Source organism: Acinetobacter sp. YH12236 (assembly GCF_013417645.1).
GTDB lineage: Bacteria > Pseudomonadota > Gammaproteobacteria > Pseudomonadales > Moraxellaceae > Acinetobacter.
Genome location: NZ_VPDM01000002.1, coordinates 70,555 through 89,247 on the forward strand (window position 1 = coordinate 70,555; position 18,693 = coordinate 89,247).

An 18,693-nucleotide genomic window follows, 5' to 3' on the forward strand; every position below is an offset into this window, starting at 1 on the left:
CATCATTTCAAAATTAAGATTTAAACCAGCTCATAGTAAGTTCAGCTTGACCGGTATTCTCATCGATTCCTTGATTGATCATCTTAAAACCCTGCTTTTGGTAAAAATGAACTGCTGATGTATTTGCAGCATAGACATTTAAATGCAGCTGATTACATTGCTGTTTTAAGAAATTAACTAAACGGCGGCCATAGCCAGCACCTTGCTGCTCAGGATCAATGAAAAGTGCAGCTAATATATTTTCCGATTTTAATAATGAAACAAAGCCAAGCACCGTATGATTTTCTTTAAGGACATAGTTTTCTGCTAAGGGTAAATATAAATCTCGCATTTGAAGCAGCTGATTTTCCCAATAACTAGCAGGAATAAAATCATGCGCCCTTACAGAAGCCTTGAACCAGATCTCAAGAATAGCGTCGATATCCTCTGTTTTCGCTTTTGTAATTATTGTCATCAATGGTCTTATATCAATTTACTAAATAGGCAGCTGATTATACATAAGTCCATGCTGCTTCAATCCATAGCATTTCTATGTTCAAATAAGTTCGAAAAATACGAAACATGAATATTAGGGAAAGAATCCATGACGCAATACAGCATGCAACAAGTCATCATTACAGAACCGGGTGGTGTAGAGAAACTCGCTTATGAAACGGTTGCCATCCCTGAACCTAAAGCAGACGAAGTGCTGGTTAAGGTACATGCTTTCGGGATTAACCGTCCGGATATCTTGCAGCGTCAGGGTTTGTATCCAATGCCTAAGGGCGTGACTCCTGTACCAGGTCTGGAAGTTGCCGGTGAAGTTGTTGCAGTCGGGAGTGAAGTAAGCCAGTTTAAAGTAGGTGACAAAGTCTGTGGTCTGACCAATGGCGGTGGTTATGCAGAATATTGCGTCGTGCCTGAAAGCCAGACTTTAAACATTCCTGAAGGTGTGAGTTTTGTACAGGCTGCGGCGATTCCGGAAACCTTTTTCACTGTATGGGCAAATGTGTTCCAGATGGGTAAGGCTAAGGCAGGAGAGACTGTACTGATTCATGGCGGAACTAGCGGGATTGGAACCACAGCCTTAATGCTGTGCAAATCATTAGGCATCAAAACCTTCGCGACAGCAGGCAGTGATGAAAAAATTCAGGCGATTTCACATCTGACCACAGGAATCAATTACAAGACCCAAGACTTTGAGCAGGTCATCAATGAAGCTACGGATAATGCCGGTGTAGATGTGATTCTGGATATGGTGGGTGCGCCGTACCTAGAGAAAAATCTGAATCTGCTGCGCCGTGATGGTCGTCTGGTGTATATCGCATTCCTGGGCGGCGCTAAAGCTAAGGATGTAAAATTGGGTCAAATCATGATGAAACGTTTGACCATTACTGGTTCTACCATGCGTGCACGCAATACGGCTGAGAAAGCTGAAATTGCCCAAGGCCTGAAAGAGCATGTGGCACCACTCTGGGCAAAAGGTGAATGTTTACCGATGATCTATAAAACCTTCAAATTTGACCAGATTCAGGATGCGCATACAACGATGGATACGGGTGAACATATCGGTAAGATTGTGGTGGAAATCATCTAATTATTCTTGTGATAGAAATACTAAAAGCCAACTTTTGTTGGCTTTTATTTTGCATAAAAAAAAGATAACTAATTTAAATTAATTGCTTGAAATAGGGATATAAATTTTAAAAAACGGTAAAAAGTGTCGATTATTCGACACAACCTGTCAAAACTGAGGAGTAAATTAGCGCTTAAATATAATCTGACTAAATTGTTTGGTATTAGATGAAATGTCACGTATTAAAAGGAAGTATATTATGAAGATAGTGTCCACCCCTTATACGCATGAACATGGCTTTCGTGCATTGAAGCGTTTGCATAAAGCGATTATCCGTAATCAGTTACTTCGTTCCGATCTACACAAGCTGTATCAAGCCATGTTGCATCTGGAACGCTATATGGAACGGCTGAGCCACTCAGCACCGAAACCTCACTACAAACGTCGTAAAAAATCTTAAAAAAACACCTTGCTATTAGCCTTAAGTTGAAGTGAATAACTCTAATCTTGTTTTTATTTGGCTGTATAATTTTCCCATAATTTAAAAATTCTAAGCAAATGATTCATTGTGCTGCACAAGCGGCACGAAGAGGGTATTTATGAAGGGCAATGCGTCAACGCATGAGCGCCTCGCAGACCGTTTGGCAAATATTTTAACCAAACTTAATATAGGGCATCAGTTAAGTGTACAGGAGCTGGCACGAGAATTTCAGGTCAGCACCCGTACCATTGAGCGTGATTTTGTTCGTCTGAATGCGTATTTACCGCTCATACAGGATCAAAATACCAAACGCTATTATCTTGAGCCTTCATATTTAGGGCGTTTCAAGTTGCAGGATATCCAGAATTTTGCACAGTTGTCCGGAATCAGTGAGCTGTATCCGGCACTGGATATGTCTTTTATTCGTGAATTGCTGGATGAGCGGGCAAATCAGGTATTTTCGGCAAAAGGTTATTATTTTGAAGATGCCAAACAGTTTGCCGAGCATTTCAAGCTGCTTGCAGGGGCGATCTATAAACGGCAGCAGATTGAGCTGCAATATTCCGAACAAACACGGATCATCCAGCCATACCGATTGATTCATCATCATGGCATCTGGTATCTGGCTGGTGTCACTGAAGCTGAACTCAAAACTTATCGTTTAAGTCAGTTGCAGGAAGTCAAACTGGTTTTTGAAAATGAAAGCTTTGAGCATGATCCTGAAGTTCTGAAAATGCTGGCAGATGAAGACAGCATCTGGTTTGGTCAGCAAAAACAGCAGGTTTTGATGAAGGTGCAACCTGAAGTCACGGTATTTTTTAAAGAGCGCCGTTTATTTCCGGAACAGCAGATCGAACAGGAATCAGAGTCTGGAGAATTGTTAATTAGTTGTCAGATTCGTCATGAAATGCAGTTGCTGCCACTGGTACGTTACTGGCTACCGCATGTAAAGATCATTGAGCCGATTCATTTTCAGGAAAAACTGGAACAGGATCTGGAAGGTTATTTACGCTCTGCTGGATAATATTTTGAAAGCAGAGCAGGTTGGCGAATGCTTATAGAATTCTATTGAGAATTAGATTTAGCAAATTACAGGCATAAAAAAACCAGCTTTCGCTGGGTTCTTTATTTGCACCATCTTCAGTAGTAGAAGAATGGTGCCCGAGGCCAGACTCGAACTGGCACGCTTTGTGGGCGGGGGATTTTAAATCCCCTGTGTCTACCGATTTCACCACTCGGGCTTTAACAAGATTGGAGGCGGAGGTCGGAATCGAACCGGCGTCCACGGAGTTGCAGTCCGCTGCATGACCACTCTGCCACCCCGCCGCGTCTTGTTGATGCGTATATTATCAAGCTCTGAAAAAAAAACAATAGGATATTCATTTGTATGCGCATAAAAACAGCATATGGCGGAAAATATTCAGAATTATCATGTAGAATGTGCAAAATTGATTCATATCAACACTTGGGAGAAGTGCCGTGGCATTAGTTCTAGACGGTCGTGCATTAGCGAAGCAAATTGAAGCTGACTTGTTAACTCGCGTAGAAGCGCTGAAAGCAAAGTCAGGTCGTACTCCAATTCTTGCGACTATTTTGGTGGGTGACGATGGCGCATCTGCAACTTATGTACGTATGAAAGGTAATGCTTGCCGCCGTGTTGGTATGGATTCATTAAAAGTTGAGCTTCCAAAAGAAACGACTACTGAAGAATTGCTGGCTGAAATTGAAAAACTGAATGCAAATCCGGATGTTCACGGTATTCTGTTACAACATCCGGTTCCTGCACAAATTGATGAACGTGCTTGTTTCGATGCAATCTCGCTTGAAAAAGATGTAGATGGTGTGACTTGCCTGGGTTATGGTCGTATGGCGATGGGTGAAGCAGCTTACGGTTCTGCTACTCCTGCAGGTATCATGACCATCCTGAAAGAAAACAATATTGAAATCGCAGGTAAACATGCGGTAGTGGTTGGTCGTTCTGCGATTCTAGGTAAACCAATGGCAGCAATGTTGCTTGAAGCGAATGCTACAGTGACCATTTGCCATTCACGTACTCAAAACTTGCCTGAATTTGTAAAACAGGCTGACATCGTTGTAGGTGCTGTGGGTAAAGCTGAACTGATCCAGAAAGACTGGATTAAACCAGGTGCAGTGGTTGTTGATGCTGGCTTCCACCCACGTGATGGCGGTGGTGTGGGTGATATTCAATTAGTCGGTATCGAAGAAATCGCTTCTGCTTATACCCCAGTTCCGGGTGGTGTAGGTCCTATGACAATCACTACGCTGATTCGTCAAACTGTAGAAGCTGCTGAGAAGGCTTTGGGTTAATTGAAATTTTAATTAGTTACGGCGGAGTTGTATCGTTGTGACTATAGATGTAAGAAGCTCATTCGTTACTTTTGTTTCGGCAAAAGTAACCAAAACCATTTGTCATTCGTAGAACTCGTCATATTTCTTTTACGTGGTTGATACGTCGCAGAAACAGGATAGATTAGATTTCAGTCTGCTCGAACAGCTGCGAATGACATGGTCACTTATCCAATTTAATGTATAAATTCCAATAAAGATATTTTTGCATCAAGGCTTTTTTCATGAGCTGTACTGTCCAATTCCCTAAAGCCCCTGAACATCTTTTACAAGCCTTGCATGATGTGATTCCAAATTGCGAATTACACGCACAGCAACTCCCTGAAACGCCAATTTCACTTTGGCTGATTCCACCAGTCTTTCCGACAGACAAACTAGATGATGAAGTGATTCGTCGTATCTGGAATGATACGCCGTACTGGATCTTCTGCTGGGCATCAGGATTGGCCATGGCACAGTGGTTGCTGGCTGAACCGCATCATGTCAAAGACAAAGTGGTACTAGATTTTGGTGCAGGATCAGGTGTTGTTGCTATTGCAGCGAAAATGGCAGGAGCCAAACGTGTGATCTGTTGTGATATCGATCAGGTCAGTCTGAATGCCTGTCGTGCCAATGCTGAGTTAAATGATGTTGAGCTGGAATATCTGGATGATCTCTATAAAGCAGAACAGGTGGATATACTGCTAGCGGCAGATGTGCTTTATGATCAGTGTAACCGTTTCTTCCTGGATGAATTCCTGAAATTTGCACCAGAAGTCTGGGTCGCAGATAGTCGGGTGAAAAATTTTAGTCATCCGCAATATCTCAAACTGGATGAACGTAGTGCGACTACCTGGCCAGATCTGGATGAATCACCAGAATTCCGTAATGTCAGCTTCTATCGAACTAAATAACATCCAAGAATTGAAAAAGAAAAAAAAGGGCATCAAGCCCTTTTTTATGCTCTGTTTTATGAGCAGGTATAGCGAATCACACGTACAGTGGTAGGGCGAGCTTCTAATGCCTCTCGGGCACCCGGATTTTCACTGTTATATAAATCAGGTGTATTACTCAAACTGATTTGGGTGCGGCTATCCCCGAGTTGACGGCCATACTGAACCTGTTCAGGAGTTGGGTTAACTATTTCCTGACTATTAATAATCTGGATATTATAACTTTTAGAGGTTCCAAGAACTTGTCTGCAAGCAGCCTGTAACCTGTTTTCATCCTGACTTGGTCGTCCTGCTAATGTATAGCTTAAGGTTGCGGAATTTTCTGAACGTTCCAGAATTTCATAACCGGTCTGACCGTTAAATTGTTGAGGTGCCGTCTGACATGCTGTCAGGCCTAAAGTGCCGATAGTTAAACCGAGTAAAAAAACTGTTTTTTTCATCATGATGATTTCCCGTATTTTTATCAGACAAGTATGCCATAGCAATGAAATAGCGGAATGGCAGTAAACATAAAATTCCAATAAAAAAGCTTTCCGAATGTTTCCATCCGGAAAGCTCCTAAAGCAATACAGTTACTTAGTCATCAGTAATCATGCTGTGCTTTTTAGTGTCTTTCATAAAGACATAAGTGAGCAGCGACAGGCCAATCATAAAAGTAATGTAATAGAAGAAGTAATTTTCATGGCCGGCATTCTTAAAACTTAAAGCCACTAGTTCTGCGGTACCCCCAAATAGGGTGTTAGCAATTGCATAAGGTAAAGCTACACCTAGGGCACGAATGTGTGCAGGGAATAGCTCAGCTTTTACCACTGCATTAATCGCCGTATAACCAGTCACAATTACCATACCGCTCATACACAGCATGAATGCGGTTGTTGGGTTGGTAGTTGAGCCTAAGCCATTAAAGATAGGAATGGTAAATAGTACACCAAGCACACCAAAAGCAATCATGATTGGCTTGCGGCCAATCTTGTCAGAGAGTGCACCCACAACTGGTTGCAATAACATGAATACGAAGATGGCGAGGGTTGTGATTTCAGTCGCTGTAGTCTTTTCAAAACCAGAAGTATTGACTAAGTACTTTTGCAGATAAGTAGTGAAAGTATTGAAAGCTAAAGTACCACCTGCGGTCAGCATGATCACGGTAAATGCCTGTTTAGGATATTTGGTGAATAAGGCTAAGGCACCGGATTTAGGACCACCTTTTTTTGCTTGTTCAACAGCCTGTTTTGAAGATTGTGTTTCTACCAGACCGCGACGGATCCAGAACACTACAATCGCCAGGAATGCACCGATCAGGAAGGGAATACGCCAGCCCCATTCAGTGAGTTGTGCTTCAGTCAAAGTGCGTTGTAGGAAGATCAAGACACAGAGTGCCAATAGCTGACCTGAGATTAGGGTCACATACTGGAAGCTTGAGTAGAAACCACGGTGATTTTTACCTGCCATTTCGGTCAAGTAGGTGGCACTTGAACCGTATTCACCACCCACACTCAGACCTTGCAATAAACGAGCAAATAACAACAGCGCAGGGGCCAGCATACCCACTGAATCATAGGTAGGTGCACAGGCGATAATCAGGGAACCGACACACATCAAAGATACAGAAAGTGTTAAACCGGCTTTACGACCCTTACGGTCAGCGTAAATCCCCATAATCCATGCGCCAATCGGACGCATCAAGAAACCAAGTGCGAATACAGCAGCAGCCTGAAGGAGCTTGACGGTATTGTCACCATCAGGGAAGAACTGTGAAGCGAAATATAAGGTAAAGGCTGCATAAACATACCAGTCGTACCATTCGACCAAGTTACCTGCAGAACCACCGAGAATAGATTTAACCCGTGTTTTACGGTCAAGCTGCGGTGTAGCAGCTTCAGGAAGTGGCTGATTCACAACATTGCTCCAAAGGAATGCTGTAAAACACATCTTTTTTAAATTTTCATTGCTATAAAATCTAAAAAGTTATGTTTTAGTGAGAGAGAAAGTGAGGAGATTTCATATATTTATACGCCTCCAAGTTTTCTCTTTTTATAGGACTTTAGTCTTAATAAATAATGGAATTTTCAAATATTTTTATAAAACATAAATTTACCATTTGTTTAGAGTAATTGCTTGATTTTTATATTGGATTGATTGGTCAAATGCTGTTCTTTAAGGAGATTAATGAATGATGAAAAGTGGTTTTCATTTAGATGTAAAACAGATTAAAAGATTGACTTTAACCTTGCCTTAAAATAATAAAAAAAGGCCGCTTACGCGACCTTTTTAAAATTAAATCAGCAATTAAGCAGATTTGACCGCTTCAAGAAGTTCAGCTTGGCGTTTTTTCAACGCTTCTGGCAGACGATCACCCAATTTGTTGAACAATTCAGTGTGGCTTTCAAGTTCTTTGATCCATTGATCTTTGTCTTGAGAAGTTACCAGGTCAAACTGTTCTTTAGTGAAATCAGAACCAGTCCAGTTGAGCTGTTCGTAAGTAGGTACACGGCCGATTGGAGTTTCAACAGCATCAGCACGACCTTCACAACGATCGATGATCCACTCAAGAACACGCATGTTTTGACCGAAACCAGGCCATACGAAGTTGCCTTCGGCATCACGACGGAACCAGTTCACGTTGTAGATACCAGGAAGCTTGTTACCAGCAGCAGCAGCTTTTTCGCCAACTTTCTCACCCATTTCTAACCAGTGAGTGAAGTAGTCAGCCATGTTGTAGCCAGCAAATGGAAGCATCGCAAATGGGTCGCGACGAACGATACCTTGTTGACCAACAGCAGCAGCAGTTGTTTCAGAACCCATGGTGGCAGCTTTATAAACACCGTCAACCCAGTCAAATGCTTCTGAAATTAGAGGCACTGTGTCTGCACGGCGACCACCGAAGATGAACGCAGAAATTGGAACACCTGCTGGATTTTCCCAGTCAGCATCGATAGAAGGGCATTGACCAGCAGAAACTGTGAAACGAGCATTCGGATGAGCTGCTTTTTCTTCACCAGTGTGTGGTTGACCTTTCCAGTTAGTCAGATTCGCAGGTGCTTCTTTAGTCAGACCTTCCCACCAAACTTCACCGTTGTCAGTTACAGCAACGTTTGTATAGATCACGTCTTTATGAAGCGTTGCCATACAGTTTGGGTTAGTTTTGGTATTTGTACCAGGAGCTACACCGAAGAAACCAGCTTCAGGGTTGATCGCATATAAGCGACCATCTTCACCTGGTTTGATCCAGGCAATATCGTCACCTACAGTTTCAATTTTCCAGCCTTCGTAACCTGCTGGTGGAATCAGCATCGCGAAGTTTGTTTTACCACAAGCAGATGGGAATGCAGCTGCGATGTAGTGTTTTTCGCCTTTAGGGCTAGTCACGCCAAGGATTAGCATGTGTTCAGCTAACCAGCCTTGTTGACGACCCATATAAGATGCAATACGTAAAGCCAGGCATTTTTTACCTAACAATGCGTTACCGCCGTAACCAGAACCAAATGACCAGATTTCACGAGTTTCTGGGTAGTGCACGATGTATTTTTCTTTGTTGCAAGGCCAAGCAACATCTTTTTGACCTTCTTCAAGTGGTGCACCTACAGTGTGTACGCAAGGAACAAATTCACCATCTGTACCTAGAACGTCATAAACAGCTTTACCCATACGAGCCATTTTAGACATGCTAACTGCTACATAAGGAGAGTCAGTTAATTCGATACCGATGTGCGCAATGTGTGAACCCAAAGGACCCATAGAGAATGGAACCACATACAGGGTACGACCTTTCATTGAACCGTCAAACAGACCATTCAATTTTTCGCGCATAACTGCTGGATCTTCCCAGTTATTGGTCGCGCCAGCATCTTCTTTATTTGCAGAACAGATAAAAGTACGGTCTTCAACACGAGCAACGTCAGAAGGATCAGAATTTGCAAGATAAGAACCAGGATGTTTCTCTTGGTTAAGCGCTTGCATTGTGCCGTTAGCGATCATCAAGTCGATATAACGTTGATATTCTTCTGCGCTACCGTCACACCATTCAATTTTTGCTGGTTTTGTTAATTTAGCAATTTCTTCCACCCATGCAATAAGCTTAGGGTGACGAACGAATTCTGGTGCGTTCACTTGGGTCATGGTGAGGCCTATCTCAAATGTGTACAAAATTTTGTACAAAGTACAATCTGGTCAATAAAATACTGGCCAGATGAAATATGAAAAAAAGTGGCTGTATTAAAGCATAAAATCATCAAAAAAATAAGACTAAAGAAGTGCTGGATTTTATTTGGAATATTATGCTATTTTCTGTTTAAATTTATATAAAACAATAAGATATAAATAAATTCAAAATCCTAAATATGTATTTATTAGCTTTATGTGTGGTATTTATTTTAATTATTTTTATTTAAATCAAATGTTTAATTAAAATTGTTCAGTTATATTTGTTATTGATTAAATAAATGGTCGCCATTCGAATTTTACATAAAGCAACTATTAATTGTTTATGAATTGGACAAAATGCCAATAGGTGTGCATCAATCTGTGTAAAAAATGTCTAATCAATCTAAACCCTTATCCATTATTTATAATCATAATTCTGGTTTCCGTCTATTCGACCAACAAGAAAAATATGAGCAATTACTAGATATTTTTGCAGCGCATGATTTTGAGACTAAAGCCTTTGAAATCAACGATCCAGAACAGTTCAAAAAAGTCATTGCTGAAGTGCTGCAACGGCATCAACAATCGCCGGATCATGGTGTGGTCGTGGCAGCAGGAGGAGATGGAACGCTCAATTCAGTCGCCAAACACCTGCTTGAAACTGATATTCCAGTCGGAATATTGCCTCTAGGTACTTTTAACTATGCGGCAAGATTGCTGGATATTCCCTTAGATTTGGTTGAAGCCGCACAAGTCATTGCAACGGGTCAAACCAAACGTATCCATGTGGCACGCATCAATCAGGAAATCTACCTGAACAATGCTAGTCTGGGCTTATATCCCTTATTTATTAAAAAACGTGAAGACTATAATCGCATATTTGGCCGTTTCCCTTTACATGCCTATACCTCAGCACTCGATGTGTTGATTCGTGACCGTAAAGAATTAAAACTGGAAATCTGGGTAGATCAGAAGAAATATCCGGTCAAAACTCCACTGATTTTCTTTGGCAATAATCCACTACAGTTAGCAGACATGAAAATGCGGATTGCCCAAGCTGCTGAGCAAGGGAAGGTGGCTGGGGTTGTGGTCTCTAAAAGTGACAAGCTGACGTTATTCAAGCTGGTATATCAGTTAATTCGGGGCAAAATTGATCAAGCCTCCGATGTCTATAGTTTTGCTGCAGATCAGGTGCGAATTGAGTCTAAACGCAAAAAATTAATGGTTGCCATAGATGGGGAAACGGTAGAAATGACACCACCGTTAAATATTTCAGTTTTAAAAAATAGTTTAAGTGTAATGGTGCCGCATGATTCTGCATCTCTCTGATCTACATTTTGGTACAGAAAGACCTGAATGTTTGGAAGCCATCCAGCAATTTTGTCGGGATCATGCACTGGAAGCGGTGGTAGTCAGCGGCGATCTCACCCAGCGAGCACGTTTGGGACAGTTCTTTGCATGTAAACGGTTTCTGGATCAGTTGAATACGCCTTATCTGGTGATCCCGGGGAATCATGACATTCCGCTTTATCATTTATGGAATCGGCTATTTACTCCATTTACCCGTTATCAATTATTTTTCGGTGAACTCGAGCCTGTTTTAGAAACTGAACATTTTTATCTGATTGGGGTAAATTCGATTAGACGTCGATATCATACCAAAGGCCATTTATCCCTTGAGCAGATTCAAAGGATTGACCTGAAACTACAGCAGGCGACTGCTTCCAAAATTAAGATTATTGTCAGTCATCAACCTTTTTATGTGCCATTTCAGAATAAGCGGGGTTTTAAGGATATTCCCCTAATGGCCAAAATTGCACTGGAGTCCTGGTCACAGCATGGTCTGTTTGCTGTATTGCATGGGCATTTGCATCGTACCGCAGTCTATGATTTGAACCGTATATTCGAATTGGGAGGAGATCATCCGGTTTATGATGTACATGCTGGGACTTCTGCCTCGCATCGACTACATAAGAATCAGCCGAATAGCTTTAATGCAATTGATGCAACAGGAAAAATTACGCAATATTGTTTTGATGAACAGTTAAAAACCTTTGTTCCACAGCCTGATCCCATAAATAAATAGACAAAAAATACGCAATCCATCAAAAAATCAAAAAAAAACCAATTTTTTTTCATTTTTGCCCTTGAAGCGTTTTATTCCATCTCCATAAAAAGGACATCAAAAAATTTTGATGATGACCAATGGAATAAATAAGTCGTCATCGGTGATCTAAAAAAGACTTAGTCTGATGGAGTTATTTATGAGCAACATTCGTCCATTACATGACCGCGTTGTTATTCGTCGTGTTGAAGAAGAAACAAAAACAGCTGGGGGCATCTTACTTCCAGGTTCTGCTGCTGAAAAACCTGCACAAGGTGAAATCATTGCAGTTGGTAATGGTCAAATCACTGACAATGGCGTACGCGCGTTAGACGTAAAAGTTGGCGACAAAGTATTGTTCGGTACTTATGCAGGTACAACTGTAAAAGTAAACGGCGAAGAACTTTTAATCATGAAAGAGTCTGACATTCTGGCAGTATTAGAAGCTTAATCTGCGCCAGATCGTTTTACTCATTCCAATTCAGATTTTGTAAAGATACAACAATATTCGGAGTCAAATATGTCAGCTAAAGACGTAAAATTTGGTGATTCAGCTCGTTCAAAAATGATCGCTGGTGTGAACATCCTTGCAGATGCGGTGAAAGTGACTTTAGGTCCTAAAGGCCGTAACGTTGTAATCGACCGTTCTTTCGGTGCACCGCACATTACTAAAGATGGTGTATCTGTTGCGAAAGAAATTACCCTGAAAGACAAATTCGAAAACATGGGTGCGCAACTGGTTCGTGAAGTTTCTTCAAAAACCAATGATATCGCAGGTGACGGTACAACAACTGCAACTGTATTGGCTCAAGCAATCCTGAACGAAGGGATCAAGTCAGTAACTGCGGGTATGAACCCAATGGATCTGAAACGTGGTATCGACCTTGCAGTTAAAACTGTTGTTGAAAATATTAAACAAACTGCAAAACCAGCTTCTGATTCTAAAGCGATTGAGCAAGTCGGTTCGATCTCTGCAAACTCTGACACCACTGTGGGTTCTCTGATTGCACAAGCAATGGAAAAAGTAGGCAAAGAAGGCGTAATCACTGTTGAGGAAGGTTCAGGCTTTGAAGATTCGCTTGATGTTGTAGAAGGTATGCAGTTTGACCGCGGTTATATTTCTCCATACTTTGCAAACAAACAAGACACGTTGACTGCTGAACTTGAAAACCCATACATCCTGTTGGTTGACAAGAAAATTAGCAACATCCGTGAATTGATCACTGTTTTGGAAGCTGTTGCGAAAACTGGTAAGCCTCTTCTTATCATCGCTGAAGATGTTGAAGGCGAAGCGTTGGCTACACTTGTAGTAAATAACATGCGCGGCATTATCAAAGTATGTGCGGTTAAAGCACCTGGCTTCGGTGACCGTCGTAAAGCAATGCTTCAAGATATCGCGATCCTGACTGGCGGTACTGTGATTTCTGAAGAAATCGGTATGCAGTTAGATCAAACTTCACTTGAACACTTAGGTACTGCACACAAAGTGACTGTATCTAAAGAAAATACAGTGATTGTTGATGGTGCTGGTGATGCAAATCAGATTTCTGAGCGTGTTCAGCAAATCCGTGCACAAATCGAAGAATCTACTTCTGAATACGACAAAGAAAAACTTCAAGAACGCGTTGCTAAATTGGCAGGCGGTGTAGCAGTTATCAAAATCGGTGCTGCAACTGAAGTTGAAATGAAAGAAAAGAAAGACCGTGTAGACGACGCACTTCATGCAACTCGTGCTGCAGTTGAAGAAGGTGTTGTTGCGGGTGGTGGTGTTGCACTGGTACGTGCTGCATCTGCACTTGATGGTCTGACTGGTGCTAACGATGACCAAAACGTAGGTATCAACATTCTTCGTCGTGCAATCGAAGCTCCTCTTCGTCAAATCGTAGCCAATGCTGGTGATGAGCCATCTGTTGTGATCAATGCTGTGAAGAACGGTGAAGGTAACTATGGTTATAACGCTGCGACAGGTGAATATGGCGACATGCTGGAAATGGGTATTCTTGACCCTGCGAAAGTAACTCGTTCTGCACTTGAGCATGCAGCTTCTGTTGCTGGCTTGATGTTGACAACTGAATGTATGATTACTGAAATCCCAGAAGAAAAACCAGCGATGCCTGATATGGGCGGCATGGGTGGAATGGGCGGTATGATGTAATTCATTACCCGATTATATGCTCAAAAAATCCCCGCTTTTGCGGGGATTTTTTTAATTTTAAATAAAATAAAAGTGAGATTTTCATGAAAAATATAGTAGAATTTGAGACTTAAGTTGACTTATAGTCATAAATGATTGATGAAGTATTCAATTTTTTTTAAATAAATGAAAAATGTTTACTTTTGTAATATTTTTAGGCTTGGTTTTTGTAAAGTTTTGATTTATTATTTGATCAAAATATAATTGATATATATGGCAATATGAGCAATACAGTTATAAATGAGGGTGAGAATTCAGATGATCAATCTAAACTTGTATTGGTGAGTAAGGATGAATTAAAATCTTTATACCGAAAATTAAGAGAGTATGAAGATCGTTTAAAGAAAAGTGAATATGAACATAGAAAGCTATTAGCTTACTTCACTCAAAAGATTACAATTGATTAAATTCATCAATCAACTTTTTAATAATATCTTTCTGGGTATTTTTTAAAGAGCGAAACTTTAAATAATAATCCAAATCTTCAGTATCATGTTCTGAAACTTGAGGGGCAGGATTAAAATCATGGTCTCCAAATCTTAACCATTGGTTGGAAACATTAAGCCAAATTGCGAGTATTGCCAATTTATCTTGGCTAGGAATTGCCTTTCCTAACAACCAGTTATTTGCTGACTGTACTGAAATAGCTGGACCGTCATAACGATAATTAAATTCTTTTGATAAATAAGTAGGACTTATAGGATGTCTTGCATTTGTTAAAGCACTTTTCAGCCGTTCAGCAAATAGATTTTTTTCTTTTTGGCTGCTCATAAATTCCTTCTATCTATTCCTATACTTTTAAGCCTAGCCTTAAAAAGTATTTTAAATACTACAATGTTTCAGGGCCTAATTTTAAGAAAACTTCGAAAATATTTCAATTGTAACAACTTTATTTAAGATAACTTGTTGTAATTATTTGTAATGAATTTTCTTTATTTCTTAAATCAAATTTATTTAGCTCAGCTTAATTCAAATATTAGTAAATAATTCTAACAACATAAACTTTTAGTTGATGATTATAATCCAATTATATATGCAATAAAAACATAAAGTTATACATATAAATTAATATTAAACATAATAGATAAATTAATATTTAAAAAATAAATCAAATTTTGATTGATAAATTTGTTATGTTTTGTATATTATTGCCTCAGGACCGCGGTGGCGGTGGGGTATGAATGGCGTAATTCCCTTTTAACCACGCATTCGTAACAGTTTTGCTGGTTTACATGATCCTAGGGTAGGCCAGTCTTTTTATAAAAATTGAAGGAAATTTATATGAAATTTCAAAAAACCTTATTGGCAGCTGCATTAGCAGCAGTAAGTTTTGGTGCGCTAGCAGCAGTGAACCAAGCAGATGTAGTAAAATACGCAAATGCTGAAGGTGATGTTCTTGTTAAAGTAGAAGATGCTAATGACAGCAATGGGGTTGTTCAAAATGGTTGGTATAAGCTTGAAGGCAATAAGCTAACAGCATTTACAGGTGAAACAAAAGATTACACAATCGTAGTGTCTGCTGGTCAAGTCCAAATTACAGAATCAACTCCATCTACAACAGGTGGTACTACAACAGGTGGTTTAAGCTTTGATGGTAATGTAGACCAAAATAATTATTGGTCTTTTGGTGGATCAACCACCACCACCACAACAACAACAGCCGGAACTTATACTCTTGAAGGTCAGTTAGTAAATACTGACTGGCATGGTAATAATGGTCTAGTTGATGAGAAAATCACTTTTACAGGTGAAACATCACCAGCAACTACTGCAACTGATGTAGTTTCAGTTAAAAAAGATGTTCAAATTGGTAACATTACTGAAGAAGATCGTGATACAGCTGGTAAAGCTAAATACGATTTCACTTTAGCTGGAAAAAATGTTCAAGGTACTCTTGCAACAATTAAAACTGAAGCTGATGCCAATACTGCTGTAGCTGGTGTTACAGGCAATGGTTTAGCTGTCTTGGATGTGGCGAAAGGTGGAGTGGTTGATCTTGAGAAAGGTACAGTAACTACAACTTCAGTTACAGGCACTACTACAACTGCACCAACAGCAGTACTAAATGCTTACGATGATAAAGATGGTAATCGTGTAGTTGAATTTAATGGTAAATATTTCAAAGCAACTGATAATACTTTGACTGCTTACACTGGCGATACTAGTGATGCTAACTTAACTAAAGTAGGTAAAGGTACAGCTGATGAAACAACTGGTGGCGATCGTACTACTACAGTAAATACTGGTTTAGTATCAAATCTAAACGTTACCTATGGTGAGTCTGTTTCTAAAGCCCCAAATGCTGGTGAAATCAAAATTTCTAGTACAGACCCATTAGTTGCAAATGATACAAGTGGTAATAAATATACAGTAACTTCTAATGCTCCAGTATCTACATCAACTAAGGATGTAAAAACTGGCATTATTGCAGTAGATGAAGCAGGTAATAAAACTTACGGTTTACAAGCTACAAATACTACAGATGGTAAAGTTACAGCGCAAACTACAGTAACAGCAGCTGGTATTGAAACCACTGGTGACATCGCTTTTGTTGACGCTGCTACTGGTTCAAAAACTTCTGTGAAAGGCTACTTAGAAGAAACTTCTAAAGCTGTTGATGCTAAAGTTGATGCTGCTCTAGTGGAAGTTGATTCTCGTTTAACTCAATTCAATTCTACAGTAGCTCGTTTGAACAGCCGTATTGATGACGTAGAGCAAACTGCTTACCGTGGTGTTGCAATTGCTTTAGCTGCTCAACAACAAATTCCTAACATCGGTGCTGGTCAATTCGCAGTATTCGGTGGTGTAGGTCACTATGAAGGTGAAACTGCCGGTGCTTTAGGTGTTGCAAGCGTATTCGCTGATGGCCGTACTTCTCTAAGTGCTGCTCTTGGTTTCGCTGGCGGTAACGAAGTTGGTGGCCGTGTAGGTGTTTCATATGTGTTTGGCGGTAAATAATTTACCCTCAACATAGTTGAAATAAAAAATCCCCGCATTTGCGGGGATTTTTTATTAAGTTAGAAAATGATTAAGGTGATTTTTTAACTAATTTATAATTCAGATTACTCTGTATTTCCTTACCTGTTTCTATATCACGAGCTTCAACGAAATTATCACCTACATAAAACTTCCGGTTTTCAGCTTTTCCATCTAGGACGATAATAGAAGGTTGTTGAGAATCGAAAGTGAAGCTACCTTTGGTCTCAGTTTCATTATTTCCAGTTTTACCTAAATATTCCTCACTCAATTCATAAGTTTTGTCAGGATTAAGATCTAGTTCAACTTTAATCCCTTCGCAGTCAGCACACGGGAAAACACCCTCATATTCGCCTGCCCAGTTTGAGTTGACAGTAGCATTACTGCTCATCTCAGTACTCATATTGCTTTGACTATTTGTAGTCTCTGTAGTAACAGGAGCATTTGTGGTATTAGATTGAGTATCTGCACTGGCCATATCGCGGTCATTCTGTTTAGAACATGCACTTAAACTAGTAACTGTTACTACCAATAAAGCAGGCCATAATATTTTTTTCATTGAAGATCATCCTCTTGTTCTTCTGTATTAGGATTTACATTAAAAGTATGAGCTATCAATATACAGAGAGATCTTGTTAAAAATTGATTCGTTAAGTGAAACGGATTAAATATATGTAGATGAGAAACTAAGATAATTAAAATACAAAATAAGCGATAGGTTTTCTTTAGTTTTATTTTATAAACCTTAAGGTTATGATTTGATAGAAATAATTATTAATAAGAGCGGTCATGAAAGCAGAACAGGAAAATAATATCATCGCGAAAATATATGATGCTGCTTTATTGCCTGCTTTATGGCTAGAGGTCATTCAGGATATTGTGCAATATACCCAGAGTCATAGTGCAATTTTTACCGGTCTTGATCAATTCAATCCCGCCTATGACTTTGTTTATACTTACAATATCCCGGAAGAAAGTCTGGCTGCTTATCAGGATGAACGGATTCGGGTCATTGACATGAAGCTGCATATGCCTTTATGGAATGAAATTGATATGGGGGAGGCACTTAATCAGGACTGCCGTCATTATGCAGATCAACCTGGAACAGAACAGTATATCTTTTATGAAAAATGCCTTAAGCCTACAGGATAGGATATATGGCGGGAGTATTACTGGACAGAGGAAATTATCGCTGGGCAGTCATGGGACTACATCGTGCTCCGCACACTCAAGGTTTTGAAGCAGCTGAACTGAATTTTCTCAAACGGATCGGCATACATTTGCGTCGCTCTTTACAGATTCATCGGCAAATCAGTTTGGTACAACAAGACAATATCAGCTTATATACCGTATTAGACTGTTTAAAAATCGGTATTATTTTGCTGGATCAGGATCTCAAGTTATCTTATTCAAATCCACTAGCACAAAGCATGATTGAAGCTTTAACATGTCTGGAAATGGATATGCATAACCGGCTGAAAACACCGGTAGGTGATCAGGAACGTCTGGAAAGATTGCTATCGAGTGCTTTGCTGGAAGATACCAGTATGTCGAGTGAAATAGGCGGGGTCTTGGCTTTGCAGGATTCTAAAGGACAGCAATTGATGCTCACTGTTGTGCCTTTTAAAAGGTTGAGAAAAATGCAGCAATTTTCTGAAGCTCAGCATCAGATTGCTGTATTTATGACAGACAAAAACCGGCATTATTCATTATCTAGAGCTTATTTGCAGCAAGCATATCAACTGTCAAAACGTGAATTTGATTTGTGTGAACTTTTAATCAATGGCTATAAATTAGAAGAAATTGCAGTGAAATGTGGGATCACTTTAAGTTCAGTACGCACTTATTTTAAGAATATTTATGAAAAAACTGACTGCACTTCACAAATTGAGCTGATGCACTTATTGATGGGATGTACGATTCATTTTGAACATATTAATTAAA

Annotated in this window: 16 protein-coding genes, 2 tRNA genes and 1 pseudogene; 11 read left to right on the forward strand and 8 right to left on the reverse strand. The window is 39.9% G+C overall.

Annotated features, from left to right (window positions below; translation table 11 throughout):
* Positions 1–13: 13 nt before the first annotated feature.
* The gene (locus FTV14_RS01430; protein WP_180053160.1) at positions 14–454 is read right to left on the reverse strand and encodes an N-acetyltransferase; all 441 of its coding nucleotides are present in this window, start codon (positions 452–454) and stop codon (positions 14–16) included.
* A gap of 129 nt (positions 455–583) precedes the next feature.
* On the opposite strand from FTV14_RS01430, the gene FTV14_RS01435 reads away from it, so the two are divergent.
* From FTV14_RS01435 to FTV14_RS01445, 3 genes are all read left to right on the forward strand, one after another.
* Positions 584–1,576: an NAD(P)H-quinone oxidoreductase gene (locus FTV14_RS01435; RefSeq protein WP_180053161.1), complete on the forward strand. Its 993-nt coding sequence runs from the start codon at positions 584–586 to the stop codon at positions 1,574–1,576.
* A 238-nt stretch (positions 1,577–1,814) separates the two neighbouring features.
* The gene (locus tag FTV14_RS01440) at positions 1,815–2,015 is read left to right on the forward strand and encodes a hypothetical protein (RefSeq protein ID WP_004782944.1); all 201 of its coding nucleotides are present in this window, start codon (positions 1,815–1,817) and stop codon (positions 2,013–2,015) included.
* Between the two features lie 139 nt (positions 2,016–2,154).
* Positions 2,155–3,060 (forward strand): YafY family protein, encoded by a 906-nt coding sequence (locus FTV14_RS01445; RefSeq protein WP_180053162.1) that lies wholly within the window; start codon positions 2,155–2,157, stop codon positions 3,058–3,060.
* Between the two features lie 131 nt (positions 3,061–3,191).
* On the opposite strand, the gene FTV14_RS01450 is transcribed toward FTV14_RS01445, so the two are convergent.
* Positions 3,192–3,277: transfer RNA gene (locus tag FTV14_RS01450), tRNA-Leu, on the reverse strand.
* An 11-nt stretch (positions 3,278–3,288) separates the two neighbouring features.
* Positions 3,289–3,362, reverse strand: a tRNA-Cys gene (locus FTV14_RS01455).
* A 153-nt stretch (positions 3,363–3,515) separates the two neighbouring features.
* Between FTV14_RS01455 and folD the strand changes: the two genes are divergently transcribed.
* A complete protein-coding gene (folD, locus tag FTV14_RS01460; RefSeq protein WP_180033413.1) occupies positions 3,516–4,364 on the forward strand; it encodes a bifunctional methylenetetrahydrofolate dehydrogenase/methenyltetrahydrofolate cyclohydrolase FolD in 849 nt (282 codons plus the stop codon).
* Positions 4,365–4,627: 263 nt separating this feature from the next.
* Positions 4,628–5,296: a methyltransferase gene (locus tag FTV14_RS01465; RefSeq protein WP_180053163.1), complete on the forward strand. Its 669-nt coding sequence runs from the start codon at positions 4,628–4,630 to the stop codon at positions 5,294–5,296.
* Between the two features lie 56 nt (positions 5,297–5,352).
* On the opposite strand, the gene FTV14_RS01470 is transcribed toward FTV14_RS01465, so the two are convergent.
* From FTV14_RS01470 to FTV14_RS01480, 3 genes are all read right to left on the reverse strand, one after another.
* The gene (locus tag FTV14_RS01470; protein ID WP_034590028.1) at positions 5,353–5,775 is read right to left on the reverse strand and encodes a hypothetical protein; all 423 of its coding nucleotides are present in this window, start codon (positions 5,773–5,775) and stop codon (positions 5,353–5,355) included.
* A 136-nt stretch (positions 5,776–5,911) separates the two neighbouring features.
* Entirely contained in the window at positions 5,912–7,264 is a 1,353-nt protein-coding gene (locus FTV14_RS01475; RefSeq protein ID WP_218945520.1) for an MFS transporter, read from the reverse strand.
* 357 nt (positions 7,265–7,621) lie between these two features.
* Positions 7,622–9,451, reverse strand: a complete 1,830-nt coding sequence (locus FTV14_RS01480) for a phosphoenolpyruvate carboxykinase (GTP) (RefSeq protein WP_034706283.1) — start codon at positions 9,449–9,451, stop codon at positions 7,622–7,624.
* 414 nt (positions 9,452–9,865) lie between these two features.
* Here FTV14_RS01480 and FTV14_RS01485 point away from each other — a divergent pair, with 414 nt between their 5' ends.
* The 4 genes from FTV14_RS01485 to groL all read left to right on the forward strand — a co-directional run bounded on the left by FTV14_RS01485 (position 9,866) and on the right by groL (position 13,734).
* Positions 9,866–10,804, forward strand: coding sequence for a diacylglycerol kinase family protein (locus FTV14_RS01485; RefSeq protein ID WP_180053164.1), 939 nt, complete (start codon positions 9,866–9,868; stop codon positions 10,802–10,804).
* The gene (locus tag FTV14_RS01490; protein ID WP_180053165.1) at positions 10,785–11,561 is read left to right on the forward strand and encodes a metallophosphoesterase; all 777 of its coding nucleotides are present in this window, start codon (positions 10,785–10,787) and stop codon (positions 11,559–11,561) included. Before FTV14_RS01485 ends, FTV14_RS01490 begins: the two co-directional genes overlap by 20 nt.
* Before the next feature lie 178 nt (positions 11,562–11,739).
* Positions 11,740–12,030: a co-chaperone GroES gene (groES, locus tag FTV14_RS01495; protein ID WP_004646315.1), complete on the forward strand. Its 291-nt coding sequence runs from the start codon at positions 11,740–11,742 to the stop codon at positions 12,028–12,030.
* A 69-nt stretch (positions 12,031–12,099) separates the two neighbouring features.
* Positions 12,100–13,734: a chaperonin GroEL gene (gene groL / locus FTV14_RS01500; RefSeq protein ID WP_005234685.1), complete on the forward strand. Its 1,635-nt coding sequence runs from the start codon at positions 12,100–12,102 to the stop codon at positions 13,732–13,734.
* Between the two features lie 432 nt (positions 13,735–14,166).
* Here groL and FTV14_RS01505 read toward each other — a convergent pair whose 3' ends face one another.
* A complete protein-coding gene (locus tag FTV14_RS01505; RefSeq protein ID WP_179992096.1) occupies positions 14,167–14,544 on the reverse strand; it encodes a hypothetical protein in 378 nt (125 codons plus the stop codon).
* Between the two features lie 510 nt (positions 14,545–15,054).
* Between FTV14_RS01505 and FTV14_RS01510 the strand changes: the two genes are divergently transcribed.
* The gene (locus FTV14_RS01510; protein ID WP_180053166.1) at positions 15,055–16,731 is read left to right on the forward strand and encodes a YadA-like family protein; all 1,677 of its coding nucleotides are present in this window, start codon (positions 15,055–15,057) and stop codon (positions 16,729–16,731) included.
* A gap of 70 nt (positions 16,732–16,801) precedes the next feature.
* On the opposite strand, the gene FTV14_RS01515 is transcribed toward FTV14_RS01510, so the two are convergent.
* Positions 16,802–17,308 carry a copper resistance protein NlpE gene (locus tag FTV14_RS01515; RefSeq protein ID WP_179992094.1) on the reverse strand — a complete coding sequence of 169 codons (507 nt, stop codon included), beginning with the start codon at positions 17,306–17,308 and terminating at the stop codon, positions 16,802–16,804.
* A 230-nt stretch (positions 17,309–17,538) separates the two neighbouring features.
* Between FTV14_RS01515 and FTV14_RS01520 the strand changes: the two are divergent.
* Positions 17,539–18,692: pseudogene (locus FTV14_RS01520) on the forward strand (helix-turn-helix transcriptional regulator).
* Position 18,693: the final 1 nt, after the last annotated feature.